The sequence below is a fragment of the Streptomyces sp. NPDC006208 genome (genome assembly GCF_040613775.1).
In the GTDB taxonomy this organism is placed as follows: domain Bacteria; phylum Actinomycetota; class Actinomycetes; order Streptomycetales; family Streptomycetaceae; genus Streptomyces.
Window position 1 is genome coordinate 64,679 of sequence record NZ_JBEXSW010000034.1, and the last position, 16,856, is coordinate 81,534.

The following is a 16,856-nucleotide window of genomic DNA, read 5'->3' on the forward strand; positions in this document are numbered from 1 at the left end:
GGGCCCTGGTGCGTCGAAATGCCAGTTCGAATCTGGTCCGCCGAGCTCGATCGGCGGTGGTCCAAAGGCAGGACGCGACGCAATGACGACTGACCCGGGTCCTCAAGTGTGCCGGCGTGTGATCGTGAGCGGCATTCCCAGGGCTCGGGGGCAGGCTACGCCCCCGGGCCCGCTCCTTTCTCCCGGGTCACTGCCGGTAGCCGCTGAGGAAGCGGCCGATCCGGCTGATGGCCGCGTCGAGGTCATCGGCATGCGGCAGGGTGAGGATCCGGAAGTGGTCGGGACGCGGCCAGTTGAAGCCCGTGCCCTGCACGACCTGGATCTTCTCCCGCAGCAGCAGGTCCAGCACGAACTTCTCGTCGTCGTGGATCCGGTGCACCTTCGGGTCGAGCCGCGGGAACGCGTACAGCGCACCCTTCGGCTTGACGCACGAGACTCCGGGGATCTCGTTCAGCTTCTCCCAGGCCCGGTCGCGCTGCTCGTGGAGCCTGCCGCCGGGCGCGACCAGTTCCCGGATGGACTGGCGGCCGCCGAGCGCGGCCTGGATCGCGTACTGGGCGGGGGCGTTGGCACACAACCGCATCGAGGCGAGCATCGTCAGGCCCTCGAGGTAGCTGCGGGCGTGCTGTTTGGGGCCGGTGACCACGAGCCAGCCCGAGCGGAATCCGGCGACGCGGTACGTCTTGGACAGTCCGCCGAAGGTGAGCACGACGAGATCGGGCGCGAGGGCTGCTGCCGTGTGGTGGACGGCGTCGTCGTACACGATCTGGTCGTAGATCTCGTCGGCGAACACCATCAGCTGGTGGCGGCGCGCGAGATCGAGGATGCCTTCGACGATCTCACGCGGATAGACCGCGCCGGTGGGGTTGTTGGGATTGATGATCACGACCGCCCGCGTACGGTCGGTGATCTTGGAGGCCATGTCGGCGAGGTCCGGGTACCAGTCGGACTCCTCGTCGCACAGATAGTGCACCGCCTTGCCGCCGGAGAGGGTGGTCACTGCGGTCCACAGCGGGAAGTCCGGGGCGGGGATGAGTACTTCGTCGCCGTCCTCCAGCAGGGCCTGGACGGCCATGGAGACCAGCTCGGAGACGCCGTTGCCGAGGAAGATGTCGTCGACGGACACGTCGGGCAGGCCCAGCGACTGGTAGCGCTGGGCGACCGCACGCCGGGCGGAGAGGACGCCGCGGGAGTCGGTGTAGCCGTGGGCCTGCGGGAGCATCCGGATCATGTCCTGGACGATCTCCTCGGGTGCCTCGAAGCCGAAGAGCGCGGGATTGCCCGTGTTGAGGCGCAGCACGCTGTGGCCGGCCTCCTCCAGCGCGTTGGCGTGCTCGATCACCGGACCGCGGATCTCGTAGCAGACCTCGCTGAGCTTGCTCGACTGCCGGAACTCCATGCCGTGCCCTCCCCGGACCGAATGACGTACTTGGTTTTACCAAGTTCGAGCTTGGAAAGTCCAACAACTTGTCTAGACTCCTCGCATGCCACGCCAGACGCGCCGCCGAAGCTATGACCAGTACTGTGCCGCCGCCCGCGCGCTCGACGCCGTCGGAGACCGGTGGACCCTGCTGGTCGTCCGGGAGCTGCTGGCGGGCCCCCGTCGCTACACCGACCTGCACGCGGACCTGCCGGGCGTCAGCACGGACGTCCTGGCCTCCCGGCTCAAGGACATGGAACGGGACGGACTGGCCACGCGTCGCAAGCTCCCGCCGCCCTCGGCCGCGACCGTGTACGAACTGACCGTGCGGGGGCGGCAGTTGCTTCCCGTGCTCACCGCCCTGGCCGGCTGGGGCGCGCCCGAGCTGGCCGAGCGCCGGCCCACCGACGCGGTACGCGCGCACTGGTTCGCGATCCCGCTGGTGCGCGCGCTCGCCGGGCCGGGGGACCGTTCGGGCGTGGTGGAGGTGCGGCTGGACGAAGGTGTCTTCCACGTACGACTGGGAGGCGGGGGACCTGACTACGGAGACGGTCCCGCCACCCGGCCGGACGCGTGCCTCACCCTTGACGCGGACACCTGTGTCGCCCTCGGCAGAGGCGAGTTGACGCTGGCGGACGGTGTACGGACCGGTCAGATCACCGTGGAGGGGGACACGGCGTTCCTCGGCGTAATGAGCACGTCCGTCCCGAGCGGCGGTACCGGCTCCGCGGGCGGCGGGTGAATCAGCGCTCGCCGGTGACGACGATTGTCGCGCCCGAGGTGCTCAGCCGCGGGTCCTTGAGCGGATCGGAGCCGCCGTACGGCTTCTGCCCCTTGTACTCGACCCGCACGGTGCGCAGCCGGCCGTCGTCGTACCGGTCCGTGTAGACCGCGCCGGTGCGCGAGGCCACCGCCGTACCGTGGCGGCCGACCTGATAGGTCCGCACGAAGTCGGCGACGCTGCTGTCGCGTACGACGTCGAGGTCGTAGCGCAGCCGGGAGGAGACGACGGCACCGGACGCGGCGCGCACCACAGTTGCCTCGACGGGCACGTAGAAGCGGATCTCGTCCGGGTACTGGTCGTGGTGGAGATGGGCGAACGTCTCGGCGGCATCCACATCGGTGCGGCGCGAGCGGGGCTCCTCCGTCGTGAACACCAGGACCAGCCAGACCAGACCCAGACCGGACAGGATGAGGAACCCCGACCGTACGGCGGTTGCGACACCGCGCCGCCGTGCGCGCCGGGCAGGAGGCGCCGGCGCGTCGGCGGCCTCGGTCCGTTCTCCGGTCCTCACACCCCCACCTCCGGCCTTCATCCTGGCATGTCGGGAGTCGGCCGGTGAACCGTGGTCGCAGCTGCCGGTGGCCCTACCGGAGCGCACCTCTTCGGCGAGGACAGGCCGCAGCCCGCCGGGCGATGATGGGCGCGTGCGACTCGAAGCGATCACCTGGGAGCGGCTGACCGAAGCACTCGCGGCCCGGATCCTTCGGACCCGGGCCGCGGACGGCAGCCCGTGGCTGCGCGTCGGCATCGACGGTGCCCCCGCGGCACGGCCCGAAGAACTCGCCCGTCCGCTCGCCGAGGCCCTGCGGCTGCGCGGGCGCGGCGTGCTGGTGGCCGGCACGGACGGATTTCTGAAGCCCGCGTCGCTGCGGTACGAGCACGGGCGCGAGGACCCCGACACGTACTACAGCGGCTGGTTCGACACCGGGGCGCTGTGGCGGGAGGTCTTCGGGCCCCTGGAGCCGGGCGGTACCGGGCGGGCGCTGCCCGACCTGTGGGACCCGGCGACCGACCGGGCGACTCGTTCGGCGCCCGTCGAACTCCCGCCCGGGGGAGTGCTGTTGCTGCACGGCCCGTTTCTGCTCGGGCACTGGTTCCCGTTCGACCTGACCGTGCATCTGCGCCTGTCGCCGGCCGCGCTGGAGCGCCGCACGGACCAGCGGGAACGCTGGACGCTCCCGGCGTTCGCCCGCTACGAGGACGAGGTCGGTCCCGGGGACGCCGCGGACGTACTCGTACGGGCCGACGATCCCCGCCACCCGGCGTGGGGCGGCCTGCACTGATCCGGCTTGTACTGATCCGGCTGATCAGGGCCGGCCGCCGGTCAGTGTGACGGCCAGGGCCCCGGCCCGGCAGCCCTCGTCCGCGGCCGTCCGGGCGTCCGCCCCCGAGAGGCGGGCCGCGAGAAACGCTCCCGTGAACGCGTCGCCCGCGCCGGTGCTGTCCACCGCCTCGGCCGCGTGGGGCGCGATGCGGGCCGTCACCCGGCCCGCCTCCGCGACCAGTGCCCCGTGGGTGCCCAGCGTGACGACGGCCAGCGGGACACGGCGGCTGAGTTCGGCTGCCGCGGCCGCCGGATCGGGCAGCCCGGTGAGCTGCCGGGCCTCGTCCGCATTGGGGAGGAGGACGTCCGCGCCGTCGACGGCAGACAGCATGTGCTCCACACCCAGCGCGGCGATGAAGCCCGCCGAGGCCGGGTCGACGCTCACCGGGATGTTCCTCTCCCGCGCCGAGTCGATCGCGAGGCGGGCAGCGGCCCGGCTGGTGCCGGAGAAGAGGAGGTAGCCCGACACATGCAGGGCGCCGACCCCGTCCAGCATCGATGCCGAGAAGTCCCCTGCGGCAAGGTGCAGAACCGCACCGCTGTCGGTGAGAAACGTACGCTCGGTCGTCGCGTCGACGAGCGCGATGACGGTGGCGGTGGGCACGTCCTGATCGGGCACCAGGTACGGGTGCACCCCGGCCGCTCGCAGCTGCTCCGCGTGCCAGGGCAGATCGGCAGCGCCGACCCTGGCGAGCAGCCGGACCTCCCCGCAGGCCCGACGGGCGGCCCAGCAGGCCACGTTGGCACCGGCGCCGCCGGGCAGGACACGGATACGTGCCGTCGTGTCCGTGCCCCGCGCGAGCGGAGTGCGGTGGCGTGCCACGACATCGGTGACGACGTCCCCGAGGACCAGCAGTCCGCCGCCCGTCATGCGTACGCCGCTGCGATCCGGGCCGCGAGCCGGACATTGCCGCGCACCGCGGCGAGATTGGCCTCCAGTGAGGCGCCTTCGGTGTACCGCATCAGCCTCTCGAGGAGGAACGGAGTGACCGCCTGGCCCGTGACGCCCGTCTCGTGTGCTTCGTCGAGGGCCCGGGCGAGCACGCGATCGTGCAGAGCGGGGTCCAACTGGTCCTGCACCGGCACCGGGTTGGCCACGATCAGGGAGGAGTGCGGTGCGCCGAGCGCGTCCTTCGCCTGCATCACCGTGGCCACCTCCTCGGGCGTATGCACGACCCAGTCGACCGGTTCACCCGCAGACGTCAGATAGAAACCGGGGAACTGCTCCGTGCCGTACCCGATCACGCCCACACCCAGGGTTTCCAGCCGCTGGAGCGTGGCGGGGACATCGAGGATCGACTTGACCCCGGCACAGACCACGGTGATGCCGATCCTGGCGAGCAGCCGCAGGTCCGCCGACTCGTCCTGTGTCTCGGTCCAGCCCCGGTGCACACCGCCGAGGCCTCCGGTGGCGAAGACCCGGATCCCGGCACGGTCCGCCAGGAACGCCGTTGCCGACACCGTCGTCGCCCCGCTCGCACCTGCCGCGAGTGCGGGCGCGAGGTCCCGGTGACCGAGCTTGCGTATGGAGTCGTCCCCGGCGATCCGCTCCAGCTGGTCCTTGTCCAGGCCGACATGGGCCTTTCCGTCCAGTACGGCGATGGTGGCGGGGACGGCGCCCGCGTCCCGGACCAGCCCCTCGAGCTCCTCGGCGACGGCGAGATTGCGGGGGCGGGGCAGTCCGTGCGCGATGATCGTCGACTCCAGGGCGACGACCGGGCGCTGTGCGTCCAGGGCTTGTTGTACTTCGTCGGTCACATGGGTCAGCAGCATGTCCCATCCCTGGCACAGGAGCGGTGCCCCCAAACGTCGGAAGCCGGCGTGGACCGACGGACACGTCCTTGACCGGCAGGTTCTGTGACGAGCTGGTGCCGACCGCGCCCTCATGTCCACCGTCGCAGCACATGAGCCGGGGCCCGGTCTCCGGCCCAGGAGGTCAGTCGCGGGCCAGGGCGCGGTGGACGGTCAGGGCCGCCATCGGCAGCAGCAGGCACGCGCCGATCAGGTTCAGCCAGCCGTAGCTCGCCTGGGCCACGATCAGACCCGCCGCCGCGCCGCCGAGGCCCGCCGATGCGTTGCTCGTCAGGTCCGAGAGTCCCTGGACGGCGGCCCGGGCCGGTTGCGGTACCGAGTCGGTCAGCAGTGTGGAACCGGCCACCAGACCCGCCGACCATCCCAGGCCCAGCAGGAACAGGCCGATCGCCGTCCGGCCGTGACTCGCTCCTGCCGTGCCCGCCAGCACGGCGGCCGCGCAGAGCAGCCCCGCGGCCAACCCGATCACCGACAGCCGTCCGATGCGGTCCGCAAGCCAGCCCATCACCGGCGAGAACGCGTACATGCCCGCGATGTGGCCGCTGATCACCAGACCGATCAGCTGGATGTCCGCGCCGTGGTGGCTCAGCGCGACCGGGGTCATCGACATGATCGACACCATCGCGGTGTGCGACACGGCCACCGTCACCAGCGCCAGCCGGGCCTGGGGCGAGGCGCGGACCGCCCGGACCCCGGCGCGCAGCGAGCGTCCCTCGGGTGAGCGGTCGGCCGGGGACAGGGCCCGCGCCGTGAGCAGCGGGTCGGGTCGCAGCAGGACCAGGACCAGGACCGCCGCGACGAGGAAGACCCCGGCCGCCCACACGAACGGGCCGGCCGCTGCCGGAATGCCGAGCCCGGACACGCTGCGACCCGCGGGCGCCGCGATGTTGGGGCCGAGGACCGCCCCGATCGTGGTCGCCCAGACGACGGTGGAGATGGCCCGGCCACGACGCTCCGGCTCGGCCAGGTCGGCGGCCGCGAAACGGGCCTGCAGATTCGCCGACGACGCCGCGCCGAACCCGGCCATGCCCACCAGCAGAAGCGGGAAGCTGCCGGCGACCGCGCCCATCACGACCACGCCCGCGCCCACCGCCCCGATCAGATACGCCAGGACCAGCCCGGGCCGCCTGCCGCGCGCCGCCATCAGAGCGGCCAGCGGCATCGACAGCAGCGCGGTGCCGGCCACGGTCGCGGTCGGGGCCAGGCCGGACAGTGCCTCCGTGCCGCTGACCTCCTGTGCCAGCACCGAGGCGAGCGCGATCCCCGTCGCGACACCGAGTCCGCCGAGGATCTGGCTCGCGATCAGTACGGCGTTGATCCTGCGCCGCAGCGCGGGCAGCCCTGCGGCAGGCACCGCGATGCCGCCGGGTATGTCAGGTGCGTCAGGGCTTACGGTCACCGGCGCAGTGTGCCAGCCCGCACCTCCGCACGAAACAGCGGCGGCGCCCGACCCGGTGGTCGGACCGACGCCGGAACAACGTCAGAACAGCGGCTCGGGCAGCACACCCTCCAGCGCCAGCAGCTTCCGCTTGGTCTCCGGACCGCCGCCGAACCCGCCGAGCCCTCCGTCCGTCTCCACCACCCGGTGGCAGGGCACCACGACCGGCAGCGGATTGGACCCCATCGCCGCGCCCACTGCCTGGGCCGCACCCGGCCGGCCCACCCGGGACGCCAGGTCGCCGTACCCGACCACCGTTCCGTACGGCACGCCGGCCAGCAGCTCGCACAGCACCCGGCGGTTGAAGCCGCCGGACAACGACCAGTCCAGTGCCAGGTCGAACGTCCGCAGCCCGCCGGCGAAGTACGCCTCCAGCTGGCGTATCGGCTCGGCGAGCCGCCCTGCCGGGTCCTCGACGCCCGCCGCGTCGAGCCGTGCCGTCAGCCGCTCGAGCGCCCGCTCCCGCACCGCCGCGTCGGCGTGGAAGACCACGCTCACCAGCCCCTCGTCGGTCGCGGCGAGAAGCAGCGGCCCGATGTCGGTGCCGACCGTGGCCCACCCGAAGCTGTTCATGGGACCACGGTACGACCGGCCACTGACACTCCCGCTGAGCCCGGAGCCCGGCCCAGGGCGTCCCGCACCACGTCCGGGTTGTTGGTGATGATCCCGTCCACTCCGAACCCGGCCGCCCGCACCGCGCCCTCCGCGTCGTTGACCGTCCAGGTGTTCATCCGCAGCGGCCTGCCGTGCGGGCCCTTGAACGCGTGGACCGCGTCGACGTACTCGGCGCTCAGTGAGGTGTGCGACGGATTGATCTGGTCCGTGAACGCCGCGAACGAGGGCAGGTCCGCCACCGCGGGCGTACCGAGGAAGCCGGTCGTGATGTCGGGTCGCAGTGCGTGGACCACCTTCATGCTGTCCGCGCCGAAGCTCTGGACGACCAGCCGGTGCCCGACGTGCGCCCGGTCGAGCCAGCCCTCTTCACCGAGCACCCGCAGGGTGTCCTGCTCGATGCCGGGGTACAGCTCCGGCTTCTTGATCTCCAGCAGCAGCTTCTGACCGTTGTCGTCCACCCGGTTCAGGTACTCCTTGAGCGTCGGCACCCGGGCCCATGCCCACTCGGGTCCGCGCCAGCTGCCCGCGTCCAGGGTCGCGATCTCGGCGGCGGTGAAGTCCTTCACCTTCCATGGCGCCCGGCCTGGAAAACGCTCTTCCACGTCGGTCGTCCGGGCGAGTGAATCGTCGTGCACGACCACGAGCTCACCGTCCCTGGTGCGCTGGACGTCGTTCTCGACCCAGGCGAAGCCCATACGGGCGGCGAGGTCGATCGCCGCAAGCGTGTTCTCCGGCGCGTAGGCGGACGCGCCGCGATGGGCGATGACCACCGGGTCGCCGTGCCGTGCCGTGGCGTCCTCGGTGCCCGCGGCGGATCCGGGCAGGAACAGCGCACTGAATCCGAGAGCGGTGGTGGCCAGCGCTGCGACGGGGCGGGCGAACATAAGTGGTCCTCACGTCGTCGGTCACGGACGAGCCGAGGGTGGCAGCTGTCGGTCAACGAGGTGCGAGTGAAGTATGGCCGTAACGTGAACGCGGCCGCGCGGCGCGCATTCCGTGTCAGACTCCGTGTCGACAAACTCCGCTCAACGCTTGCGTGACGCCTTGCGGGCCGTGTTCCGGCCCGAACCGGACCCCCATCAGGGTTCGCAAGGGATCGCAGGGATCGCAGGGCGTCACCCGGGACGAAGGGCAAGGGTCATGCAGGGCACTGTGGACGGATTCAGCTACGGGCTCGTCACGCCCGTGGCCGCGTTTCTCATGGCATGCCTCGGCGGGGCGCTCGGCCTGCGCTGCACCACCCGCTCCCTGCGCACCGGACGGTCCTTCAAGCCGGGCTGGCTCGCCCTCGGCGCGACCGCGATCGGCTCCGGAATCTGGACGATGCACTTCATAGCCATGATGGGATTCAGCGTCGAGGGGGTGGCGGTCAACTACGACAGACCGACCACCTTCGCCAGCCTCGCCGTCGCCGTGATCATGGTCGGCATCGGTATCTTCATCGTCGGCTACCGGGGTGCGACGGCCATGGCCCTCGTCACCGGCGGCACGATCACCGGACTCGGTGTGGCCTCCATGCACTACCTCGGCATGGCCGGAATGCGGCTGGAGGGGCGCCTCCTGTACGACACGGGGACCGTCGCCCTGTCCGTGGTGATCGCGGTGGTCGCCGCTACGCTGGCGCTGTGGGCCGCCGCCGCGATACACGGCTTCATGGCGAGCCTCGGCGCGAGCCTGGTGATGGGGATCGCGGTGACCGGGATGCACTACACGGGCATGGCTGCCGTCAGTGTGCATCTGCATCCGGTCGTCGGCTCCGCCGCCGGCGGTGACCCGGCCGCCACGGTCCTCGCTCCCGTGCTGGTCGGCCCCGGCGTCTTCCTGCTTCTTGCCGCTGTCGTGGTGATGTTCGATCCGCTGCTGGTGCTGGGCGAGCCCGACCGGCTGCCCGCCGAAGGCGGCCGTGCCCGGCCCGGAGTGCCCGCGCAGCGGACGCCGGCGCCGTCGTATCCGAGGGCAGCCGCCTGGGCCGCCGACCGCAGCATGCGCCGCGGGCACCAAGGCTCCGGCAAGGACTGAGCCACGGCCGGCCGGTCCGGCCGCGGTCGTGCGCGGCCGATCACCCCCCTGGTGTCAGTGGCGGGTCGTACGGTTGTTGCATGCGGCCCGTTTCCAAGATCGAACGTACGGTGGCGCCCTTCGAGGTCGTCAGCCACTACCAGCCCAGCGGCGACCAGCCGACCGCCATCGCCGACCTGGAGCGGCGTATCCGCGCAGGTGAGAAGGATGTCGTCCTGCTCGGTGCGACCGGCACCGGCAAGTCGGCGACCACCGCCTGGATGATCGAGAAGCTCCAGCGCCCCACCCTCGTGATGGCGCCGAACAAGACCCTGGCCGCCCAGCTGGCGAACGAATTCCGCGAACTGCTGCCGAACAACGCGGTCGAGTACTTCGTCTCGTACTACGACTACTACCAGCCCGAGGCGTACGTCCCGCAGTCGGACACCTACATCGAGAAGGACTCCTCGATCAACGAGGAAGTGGAGCGCCTGCGCCACTCCGCGACGAACTCCCTGCTGACCAGGCGGGACGTCATCGTGGTCGCCTCCGTCTCGTGCATCTACGGCCTCGGCACCCCGCAGGAGTATGTGGACCGCATGGTGCAGCTCAAGGTCGGCGACGAGATCGACCGCGACCAGCTGCTGCGCCGCTTCGTCGACATCCAGTACACGCGCAACGACATGGCGTTCCAGCGCGGCACCTTCCGGGTCCGCGGCGACACCATCGAGATCTTCCCGGTCTACGAGGAGCTCGCCGTCCGTATCGAGATGTTCGGCGACGAGATCGAGGCGCTGTCCACCCTCCATCCGCTCACCGGCGAGATCCTCAGCGAGGACCGGTCGCTGTACGTCTTCCCGGCCAGCCACTATGTGGCCGGCCCCGAGCGCATGGAGAAGGCGGTCAACGGTATCGAGGCCGAGCTGGAACAACGCCTCGCCGAGCTGGACAAACAGGGCAAGCTGCTCGAGTCCCAGCGGCTGCGCATGCGTACGTCGTACGACATCGAGATGATGCGCCAGATCGGCTCCTGCTCGGGCATCGAGAACTATTCGATGCACTTCGACGACCGGGAGCCCGGCTCCCCGCCCAACACTCTCCTCGACTACTTCCCCGAGGACTTCCTGCTCGTCATCGACGAGTCGCATGTCACCGTGCCTCAGATCGGCGCGATGTACGAGGGGGACGCCTCCCGCAAGCGCACCCTGGTCGACCATGGATTCCGGCTGCCCTCGGCGCTCGACAACCGCCCGCTGAAGTGGGAGGAGTTCAAGGAGCGGATCGGCCAGACCGTCTATCTGTCCGCCACCCCCGGCACCTACGAGCTCTCCCGCGGCGACGGCTTCGTGGAGCAGATCATCCGCCCCACCGGCCTCGTCGACCCCGAGGTCGTCGTCAAGCCCACCGAGGGGCAGATCGACGACCTGGTGCACGAGATCCGCCTGCGTACGGAGAAGGACGAGAGGGTCCTGGTCACCACGCTCACCAAGAAGATGGCCGAGGACCTCACCGACTACTTCCTCGAACTGGGCATCCAGGTCCGCTACTTGCACAGCGACGTCGACACCCTGCGCCGGGTCGAGCTGCTGCGCGAGCTGCGCGCGGGCGAGTACGACGTTCTGGTCGGCATCAACCTGCTGCGTGAGGGCCTCGACCTGCCCGAGGTGTCGCTGGTGGCCATCCTCGACGCGGACAAGGAGGGCTTCCTGCGCTCCGGCACCTCGTTGATCCAGACCATCGGCCGCGCGGCGCGCAATGTCTCCGGCCAGGTCCATATGTACGCGGACAAGGTGACCGCGGCCATGGAGAAGGCGATCGAGGAGACCAACCGCCGCCGCGAGAAGCAGATCGCCTACAACACCGCCAACGGCATCGATCCCCAGCCGCTCCGCAAGAAGATCAACGACATCGTCGCCACCATCGCGCGCGAGGAGGTCGACACCGAGGAGCTGCTCGGCACCGGCTACCGCCAGGCCAAAGAGGGTAAACCGGGCAAGGCGGCCAAGGCGCCGGTCCCGGTGCTCGGCACCGGCGCGGGGGCGGCAGGCCGTAAGGGGGAGGTGCTCTCCGACCGCCCGGCGGCCGAACTGGCCGGAATCATCGAGGAGATGACCGAGCGGATGCGGGCCGCGGCCGCGGAGCTCCAGTTCGAGGTGGCGGCACGGCTGCGTGACGAGGTGAGCGAGTTGAAGAAGGAACTGCGGCAGATGAAGGAGGCGGGTCTCGCCTGAGCCCCGCACACCAGGTGTGTTGCAAGACCGACACAAAAAACGACCAACTGTGCTGCGCTGTTGGAGTGACTGCGTAGGGTGCTGGACAACCGCACATATGGGCGGCGGCAAATACTAAGAAGGGGACAGCGCGTGACGGTCAACATGACCAAGGGTCAGGCCATCAGCCTGCAGAAGAGCGACGGGGGGACCCTTACCTCGGTGCGGATGGGGCTCGGCTGGCAGGCGGCGCCTCGCCGCGGTCTGTTCGGTTCGCGCACCCGTGAGATCGATCTCGACGCGTCGGCGGTGCTGTTCGCCGACAAGCAGCCGGTGGACGTGGTCTTCTTCCGCCACCTGGTCAGCGATGACGGCTCGGTCAAGCACACGGGTGACAACCTGGTCGGCGGCGCGGGCTCGGGCGGCGACGACGAGGCGATCCTCGTCGACCTGCAGCGGGTGCCGGTCCACATCGACCAGATCGTCTTCACGGTGAACTCGTTCACCGGCCAGACGTTCCAGGAGGTGCAGAACGCCTTCTGCCGCATTGTCGACGAGAGCAACGGCCAGGAGCTGGCCCGCTACACCCTGGACGGCGGCGGCCAGTACACCGCGCAGATCATGGCGAAGGTGCACCGGGTCGGCGGCGGCTGGAAGATGACGGCTCTGGGCAACCCGGCCAACGGCCGCACGTTCCAGGACCTGATGCCGTCCATCCTGCCGCACCTGTAAGTACGGCCCGCGCGGACGGACACGCAGCTCCCGGGGGCCCAGCCGCCGGGAGCTGCACCGCGTACCACGCACCGCGAATGACGCACGGTGAGCTGCTCACCGTGCCGACGACCACAAGCGCACAGCACCGAGGAGACAGAGCGATGACGGCCGAGCTGGTCCGGGGGCAGAACCACCCCCTGCCCGACACCCGCCTGCAGATCCGGGTGTCGGCGGGCCATCCAGTGCTGGCCTGCGCCACCTGCTCCGACGCGCAGGGGGCCGTCGGCGACGGTGCGATCGCCTACCCCGGAGCCACCGCGCTGCCCGGGATCGAGGTGCCCGGGCAGGCCACCGAGGCGCCCCGGTTCAGCATCGACCTGGACGCGGTGCCCGATGCGGTGGACCAGGTCAGTGTGCTGCTCGCGCTCCCGGAGGCATCGGGCGGGCCGGCCCACTTCGGCGCCACCGCGGCCCCCTTCCTCGCCGTCGTCGGCCAGGACGACGCCGAGTTGGTCAGCTTCACCATCACCGGACTGGACAGCGAGACCGCGCTGGTCGCCGTCGAGCTGTACCGCCGCCAGGGCGCCTGGAAGATCCGCGCCGTCGGCCAGGGGTACGCGGGCGGACTCGCCGCGCTGCTCAGGGACCAGGGCATGGACGGAGCCGACCGGATCGCGGCGGCCGTCCAGGAGAAGGCCGCGTCCCGCTCGCCGCGTACGGAACCGGCCCGGCTGCGTACGAGCGGCGGCGACGCCCACGCCGCTCAGGGCACCCCCGCACCGGGACCCGACCAGTCGGCGCCGGCGGACGCCACCCTCGCTGCCGGCAGTGCCCTTCCCGACGACTTCCCGCTCGCCGGCCCTCAGCCCGCCACCGCCGGCGGCGCCACCGGGCCCCAGCAGACGCCCACCGCCGACGCCCCGCAGACGCCCAGCGGTGGCCCCATCAACTACGCGCATCCGCGCCGGCAGTCCACCGCGCCCCCGCCGCCGCCTCCGGCCGCACAGCCCGGCGAGCCGGGCCGCCCGCCCGTGCCCGTGGCCGGCGATGCCACCGGCTGGTCGATGGAGGAGCGCCTGTACAACCAGGTGTGGGGCATGTTCGAGGACTACGCCCGTGCGGTGGCCGCCTATCGCAGCGCGGTCGAATTCGCCGAGAACCGTATGGAGCAGGAGCTCGACCATGTCCTGTCCGACCCGCGAAGCCGGATCGGCGGCACGGGCGATGCGGCCCGCGAGGCGGCGCGCGCCAAGTGCGAGCAGCTCACCGACCAGGCCCGTCAGGTCCTCGACCGCGATCTCGCCCAGCTGGCGGCCGAGTCGGAGGTCGTCGAGCCGGCCCTGCCGCCCGCCTTCGCCCGCTGGGACAACCCCACCTGGCACGCCTACCGGGTCCCGATGGAGATCCCCATGGCGCTGCGCATCGGCGATCTGCATCTGCCTGAGAGCCCCGAGCTGCGCATCCCCTGTCTCGTACGGCTGCCGCTGGAGCGCGGGCTGTGGGTCGACAGCGGACGGGGCGGCTCGGAAGCCGCGCTGATGATGGACGACGCCCAGCTGCGCCGCCTCGCCGTCGACTGCGCGGTCGCGCACGCGGCCCGGCTGCTCGCCGTCTACCCGCCCGGCGAGTTCTCCGTGCATGTCATCGACCCTGCCCGCTCCGCGGCCGCGTCGCTCGCCCCGCTCGTCGCCTCCGGAGTGCTGGCGGCGCCGCCCGCCGCCGGCGCCCAGGGCGTCAGCGACGTGCTGGCGAAGCTCACCCAGCGCGTGGACCTGGTGTCGATGGCTATGCGCGGAGGCGCGGCCGACGCGCTGCCCCCCGGCTTCGACACCGGTGAGCAGCTGCTGATCGTCAATGACTTCCCGCACGGCTTCGACGATCGAGCGGTCACCCAGCTGCGCTATCTCGCCGACGAGGGCCCGGCCGTCGGCGTCCATCTGATGATGGTCGCCGACCGCGAGGACGCGAGCGCGTACGGCCCGGTGCTGGACCCGCTGTGGCGCTCCCTGCTGCGCATCACGCCGGTCCCGGACGACCACCTTGCCGACCCCTGGGTACGGCATGCCTGGACGTACGAGCCGCCGATGGTGCCGTCGGGCAGCGACGTGCTGCGCCAGGTTCTGGACCAGGTGGCCACGGCCCGCCGTTCCTGGAACCGCTGAGCCGTCCTCGGCCCCTTACCTGATCCAGTCACTGACCTGCGCATTTGAGGAGTGCTTTACCTCAACCTTTACCTTTCATTGGGCTTCCGTGTACTGTTCTTTGCGCGGAGGGGAGTACTCCCGACACGCGGCGTGCCCGTCAGTACGGACAGACAGAGAAGTCCCGGGGCGCCGGCCCGTGGTTGCGGCATCGCGTCGCCCCGGGTGGAAGAGACCTCCGGCAGCGACGACGCTGATCAATAGCCGTACGACGCCGGAGGCGCAGTGGACGTTTCATTCAACATGTGGGTGCTGACCATTCTCGGTCTGAGCGCTCTGATCGCGGTCGACTTCTTCATCGGGCGCAAGCCCCACGACGTGTCCATGAAGGAAGCGGGCATCTGGACCGTCGTCTGGATCGTGCTCGCCGCACTCTTCGGCCTGGGCCTGCTGGTGTTCGGCGAGCGCCAGGCGTCGGGCGAGTTCTTCGCGGGCTTCATCACCGAGAAGTCGCTCAGTGTCGACAACCTCTTCGTGTTCGTCCTGATCATGGCGAAGTTCGCGGTGCCGTCGCACCTGCAGCAGCGCGTGCTGCTCGTCGGTGTGCTGATCGCGCTGGTTCTGCGGGCCATCTTCATCGCGGCCGGCGCCGCGATCATCGCCAGCTTCTCCTGGGTCTTCTACATCTTCGGCGCGTTCCTGATCTACACCGCCTGGAAGCTCATCCAGGAGGCGCGCTCGGACGAGGAGGAGGACGAGTTCGAGGAGAACAGGCTCCTCAAGTCCATCGAGAAGAGGTTCGGGGTCGCCGACCGGTACCACGGCACCAAGCTCTTCATCCGGGTCAACGGCAAGCGGGTCCTGACCCCGCTGATGGTGGTCATGCTCGCCATCGGCACGACCGATGTGCTCTTCGCGCTGGACTCGATCCCCGCGATCTTCGGCCTGACCCAGGACCCGTACATCGTCTTCACCGCCAACGCCTTCGCCCTCATGGGTCTGCGGCAGCTGTACTTCCTCATCGGCGGACTGCTCAAGAAGCTCGTCCACCTCAGCTACGGCCTGTCGGTGATCCTCGGCTTCATCGGCGTGAAGCTGGTGCTGCACGCCTTGCACGAGAGCGGAGTGAACGTCCCGGAGATCTCCATCCCCTTCTCGCTGGCCTTCATCTGCGGTGTGCTGATCATCACCACGATCACCAGCCTCATCGCCTCCAAGAAGCAGTCCGAGCGCGAAGCGGCCGAGGAAGCCCGGAAGGCCGGGGTCCAGGGCCCCGGGGAGTCGGACAAGGACAGCGTCGACGCCTGACGGCCGACGAGGCACCAACACCCCCGACCGGCGGGTGCGGACGGCAGAGCCGTTCCGCACCCGCCGGTCCCGGCGTACGGGCCCGACTCTCGGGGGAGGGGGGAGGCGCGCGGCGCGGCGCCCTTCCGCATACCGTTGCGTGCGACACACGACGACGACGCACGACGGTGGACGACCGTCCCGAGCCGACCCGACCGAGGACATGACACCCCGACGCACACGCCGGCAAGAGCCCGCGCCCGCCGCCCCCCTCACCTTGCGCATCGACCGGACCGCCCAGCCGCCCCGGGCAGCGGTCCTGTTGCTGCACGGCGGCCGGGCCGACGGCCTCGAGCCGCCCTCCGGCCTCAACCTGCCCGGCGTGCGGATGCACCCCTTCGCGCGGGCCGTCGCCCGTGCCACTGCCGGGCACGACATCGTGCTCGGCCGCGTCCGCTACGGCCACCGGGGCTGGAACGGCACGCGGGCCGACGCCGGACGTGACGCCCTCAGCGCCCTGGACGAACTCGCCCTGCTGACCGGCCCCGTGCCCACGCTGCTGGTCGGCCACTCGATGGGCGGGCGCGCCGCCCTGCACGCCGGCGGACATCCGCTGGTGACCGGCGTCGTCGGCCTTGCCCCCTGGTGCCCCGAGGGTGAACCGGTGGACCACCTCGCGGGCCGCCGCGTCGTACTGCTGCACGGTGACCGGGACCGTGTGACCGACCCGCAGGAGACCTGGGCGTTCACGACCAGGGCCCGCGCCGCGGGGGCCGAGGTGTGCGCGCTGCGCATGGCCGGCGGCGATCACGCCATGCTGCGCCGCGCCGGCGAATGGCACTCGCTCACCACCCGCGTGGTGACGGGTCTGCTGGGGCTGGGGCCGCTCCCGCCGGTGATCGCGAGGAGCTTCGAGGGTGCGGGCGCCGCCGAGCCGACCGACGCCGCGGACGCGACGGACGCCGCGGGCGGCTAGGCCCTGTCCGGGCGATCTTGTCGGGCCTGTGGCGACAGCTACGGCACCTTGCTGTGTTGTCGGAGTCGCCCAAGTACGCCCAGTACGAGGGCGACCTCCGCCGTGCGATGTCTCTCCCCCGGCCCTGGCGGGCCGGG

General features: G+C 70.9%; 15 protein-coding genes. 8 read left to right on the forward strand and 7 right to left on the reverse strand.

The genetic code is table 11. The features are described 5' to 3' along the window. Positions 1 to 187: 187 nt before the first annotated feature. Positions 188 to 1,399, reverse strand: a complete 1,212-nt coding sequence (locus ABZ208_RS25900) for a pyridoxal phosphate-dependent aminotransferase (protein ID WP_356911859.1) — start codon at positions 1,397 to 1,399, stop codon at positions 188 to 190. Positions 1,400 to 1,484: 85 nt separating this feature from the next. Between ABZ208_RS25900 and ABZ208_RS25905 the strand changes: the two genes are divergently transcribed. Beyond that, on the forward strand, positions 1,485 to 2,162 hold the full coding sequence (locus ABZ208_RS25905) for a winged helix-turn-helix transcriptional regulator (RefSeq protein ID WP_356911860.1): 678 nt from the start codon (positions 1,485 to 1,487) through the stop codon (positions 2,160 to 2,162). Position 2,163: 1 nt separating this feature from the next. Here the strand turns inward: ABZ208_RS25905 and ABZ208_RS25910 are convergent, their stop codons facing one another. After that, entirely contained in the window at positions 2,164 to 2,715 is a 552-nt protein-coding gene (locus ABZ208_RS25910; RefSeq protein ID WP_356911861.1) for a hypothetical protein, read from the reverse strand. A 133-nt stretch (positions 2,716 to 2,848) separates the two neighbouring features. Here ABZ208_RS25910 and ABZ208_RS25915 point away from each other — a divergent pair, with 133 nt between their 5' ends. After that, a complete protein-coding gene (locus tag ABZ208_RS25915; protein ID WP_356911862.1) occupies positions 2,849 to 3,487 on the forward strand; it encodes a uridine kinase in 639 nt (212 codons plus the stop codon). A 24-nt stretch (positions 3,488 to 3,511) separates the two neighbouring features. On the opposite strand, the gene ABZ208_RS25920 is transcribed toward ABZ208_RS25915, so the two are convergent. The 5 genes from ABZ208_RS25920 to ABZ208_RS25940 all read right to left on the reverse strand — a co-directional run bounded on the left by ABZ208_RS25920 (position 3,512) and on the right by ABZ208_RS25940 (position 8,277). After that, complete coding sequence (locus ABZ208_RS25920) at positions 3,512 to 4,399, reverse strand: sugar kinase (protein WP_356911863.1); 888 nt, start codon at positions 4,397 to 4,399, stop codon at positions 3,512 to 3,514. Beyond that, a complete protein-coding gene (locus ABZ208_RS25925; RefSeq protein ID WP_356911864.1) occupies positions 4,396 to 5,301 on the reverse strand; it encodes a pseudouridine-5'-phosphate glycosidase in 906 nt (301 codons plus the stop codon). The genes ABZ208_RS25920 and ABZ208_RS25925 overlap by 4 nt, the downstream gene beginning before the upstream one ends. A 163-nt stretch (positions 5,302 to 5,464) precedes the next feature. Then, complete coding sequence (locus ABZ208_RS25930) at positions 5,465 to 6,739, reverse strand: MFS transporter (protein WP_356911865.1); 1,275 nt, start codon at positions 6,737 to 6,739, stop codon at positions 5,465 to 5,467. An 81-nt stretch (positions 6,740 to 6,820) separates the two neighbouring features. After that, positions 6,821 to 7,351: a methylated-DNA--[protein]-cysteine S-methyltransferase gene (locus tag ABZ208_RS25935; protein WP_356911866.1), complete on the reverse strand. Its 531-nt coding sequence runs from the start codon at positions 7,349 to 7,351 to the stop codon at positions 6,821 to 6,823. After that, positions 7,348 to 8,277 carry a glycerophosphodiester phosphodiesterase family protein gene (locus ABZ208_RS25940; protein WP_356911867.1) on the reverse strand — a complete coding sequence of 310 codons (930 nt, stop codon included), beginning with the start codon at positions 8,275 to 8,277 and terminating at the stop codon, positions 7,348 to 7,350. The genes ABZ208_RS25935 and ABZ208_RS25940 overlap by 4 nt, the downstream gene beginning before the upstream one ends. 256 nt (positions 8,278 to 8,533) lie before the next feature. Here ABZ208_RS25940 and ABZ208_RS25945 point away from each other — a divergent pair, with 256 nt between their 5' ends. From ABZ208_RS25945 to ABZ208_RS25970, 6 genes are all read left to right on the forward strand, one after another. Beyond that, positions 8,534 to 9,412 (forward strand): MHYT domain-containing protein, encoded by an 879-nt coding sequence (locus ABZ208_RS25945; protein WP_356911868.1) that lies wholly within the window; start codon positions 8,534 to 8,536, stop codon positions 9,410 to 9,412. Positions 9,413 to 9,492: 80 nt separating this feature from the next. Continuing rightward, positions 9,493 to 11,622: an excinuclease ABC subunit UvrB gene (gene uvrB / locus ABZ208_RS25950; protein ID WP_356911869.1), complete on the forward strand. Its 2,130-nt coding sequence runs from the start codon at positions 9,493 to 9,495 to the stop codon at positions 11,620 to 11,622. A gap of 132 nt (positions 11,623 to 11,754) precedes the next feature. Beyond that, positions 11,755 to 12,333, forward strand: coding sequence for a TerD family protein (locus ABZ208_RS25955; protein ID WP_328401952.1), 579 nt, complete (start codon positions 11,755 to 11,757; stop codon positions 12,331 to 12,333). Between the two features lie 143 nt (positions 12,334 to 12,476). Further along, complete coding sequence (locus ABZ208_RS25960; RefSeq protein ID WP_356911870.1) at positions 12,477 to 14,477, forward strand: TerD family protein; 2,001 nt, start codon at positions 12,477 to 12,479, stop codon at positions 14,475 to 14,477. Positions 14,478 to 14,741: 264 nt separating this feature from the next. Beyond that, positions 14,742 to 15,764: a TerC/Alx family metal homeostasis membrane protein gene (locus ABZ208_RS25965; protein WP_356911871.1), complete on the forward strand. Its 1,023-nt coding sequence runs from the start codon at positions 14,742 to 14,744 to the stop codon at positions 15,762 to 15,764. A gap of 202 nt (positions 15,765 to 15,966) precedes the next feature. After that, positions 15,967 to 16,719, forward strand: coding sequence for an alpha/beta hydrolase (locus ABZ208_RS25970; protein ID WP_356911872.1), 753 nt, complete (start codon positions 15,967 to 15,969; stop codon positions 16,717 to 16,719). The last annotated feature ends 137 nt before the right edge of the window (positions 16,720 to 16,856 follow it).

Bases quoted from the DNA above. Each gene is read 5' to 3' on its own strand.
- ABZ208_RS25900 (WP_356911859.1), bottom strand. From the start codon at position 1,399: ATGGAGTTCCGGCAGTCGAGCAAGCTCAGCGAGGTCTGCTACGAGATC.
- ABZ208_RS25905 (WP_356911860.1), top strand. From the start codon at position 1,485: ATGCCACGCCAGACGCGCCGCCGAAGCTATGACCAGTACTGTGCCGCC.
- ABZ208_RS25920 (WP_356911863.1), bottom strand. From the start codon at position 4,399: ATGACGGGCGGCGGACTGCTGGTCCTCGGGGACGTCGTCACCGATGTC.
- ABZ208_RS25925 (WP_356911864.1), bottom strand. From the start codon at position 5,301: ATGCTGCTGACCCATGTGACCGACGAAGTACAACAAGCCCTGGACGCA.
- ABZ208_RS25935 (WP_356911866.1), bottom strand. From the start codon at position 7,351: ATGAACAGCTTCGGGTGGGCCACGGTCGGCACCGACATCGGGCCGCTG.
- ABZ208_RS25940 (WP_356911867.1), bottom strand. From the start codon at position 8,277: ATGTTCGCCCGCCCCGTCGCAGCGCTGGCCACCACCGCTCTCGGATTC.
- ABZ208_RS25945 (WP_356911868.1), top strand. From the start codon at position 8,534: ATGCAGGGCACTGTGGACGGATTCAGCTACGGGCTCGTCACGCCCGTG.
- uvrB (WP_356911869.1), top strand. From the start codon at position 9,493: ATGCGGCCCGTTTCCAAGATCGAACGTACGGTGGCGCCCTTCGAGGTC.
- ABZ208_RS25960 (WP_356911870.1), top strand. From the start codon at position 12,477: ATGACGGCCGAGCTGGTCCGGGGGCAGAACCACCCCCTGCCCGACACC.
- ABZ208_RS25970 (WP_356911872.1), top strand. From the start codon at position 15,967: ATGACACCCCGACGCACACGCCGGCAAGAGCCCGCGCCCGCCGCCCCC.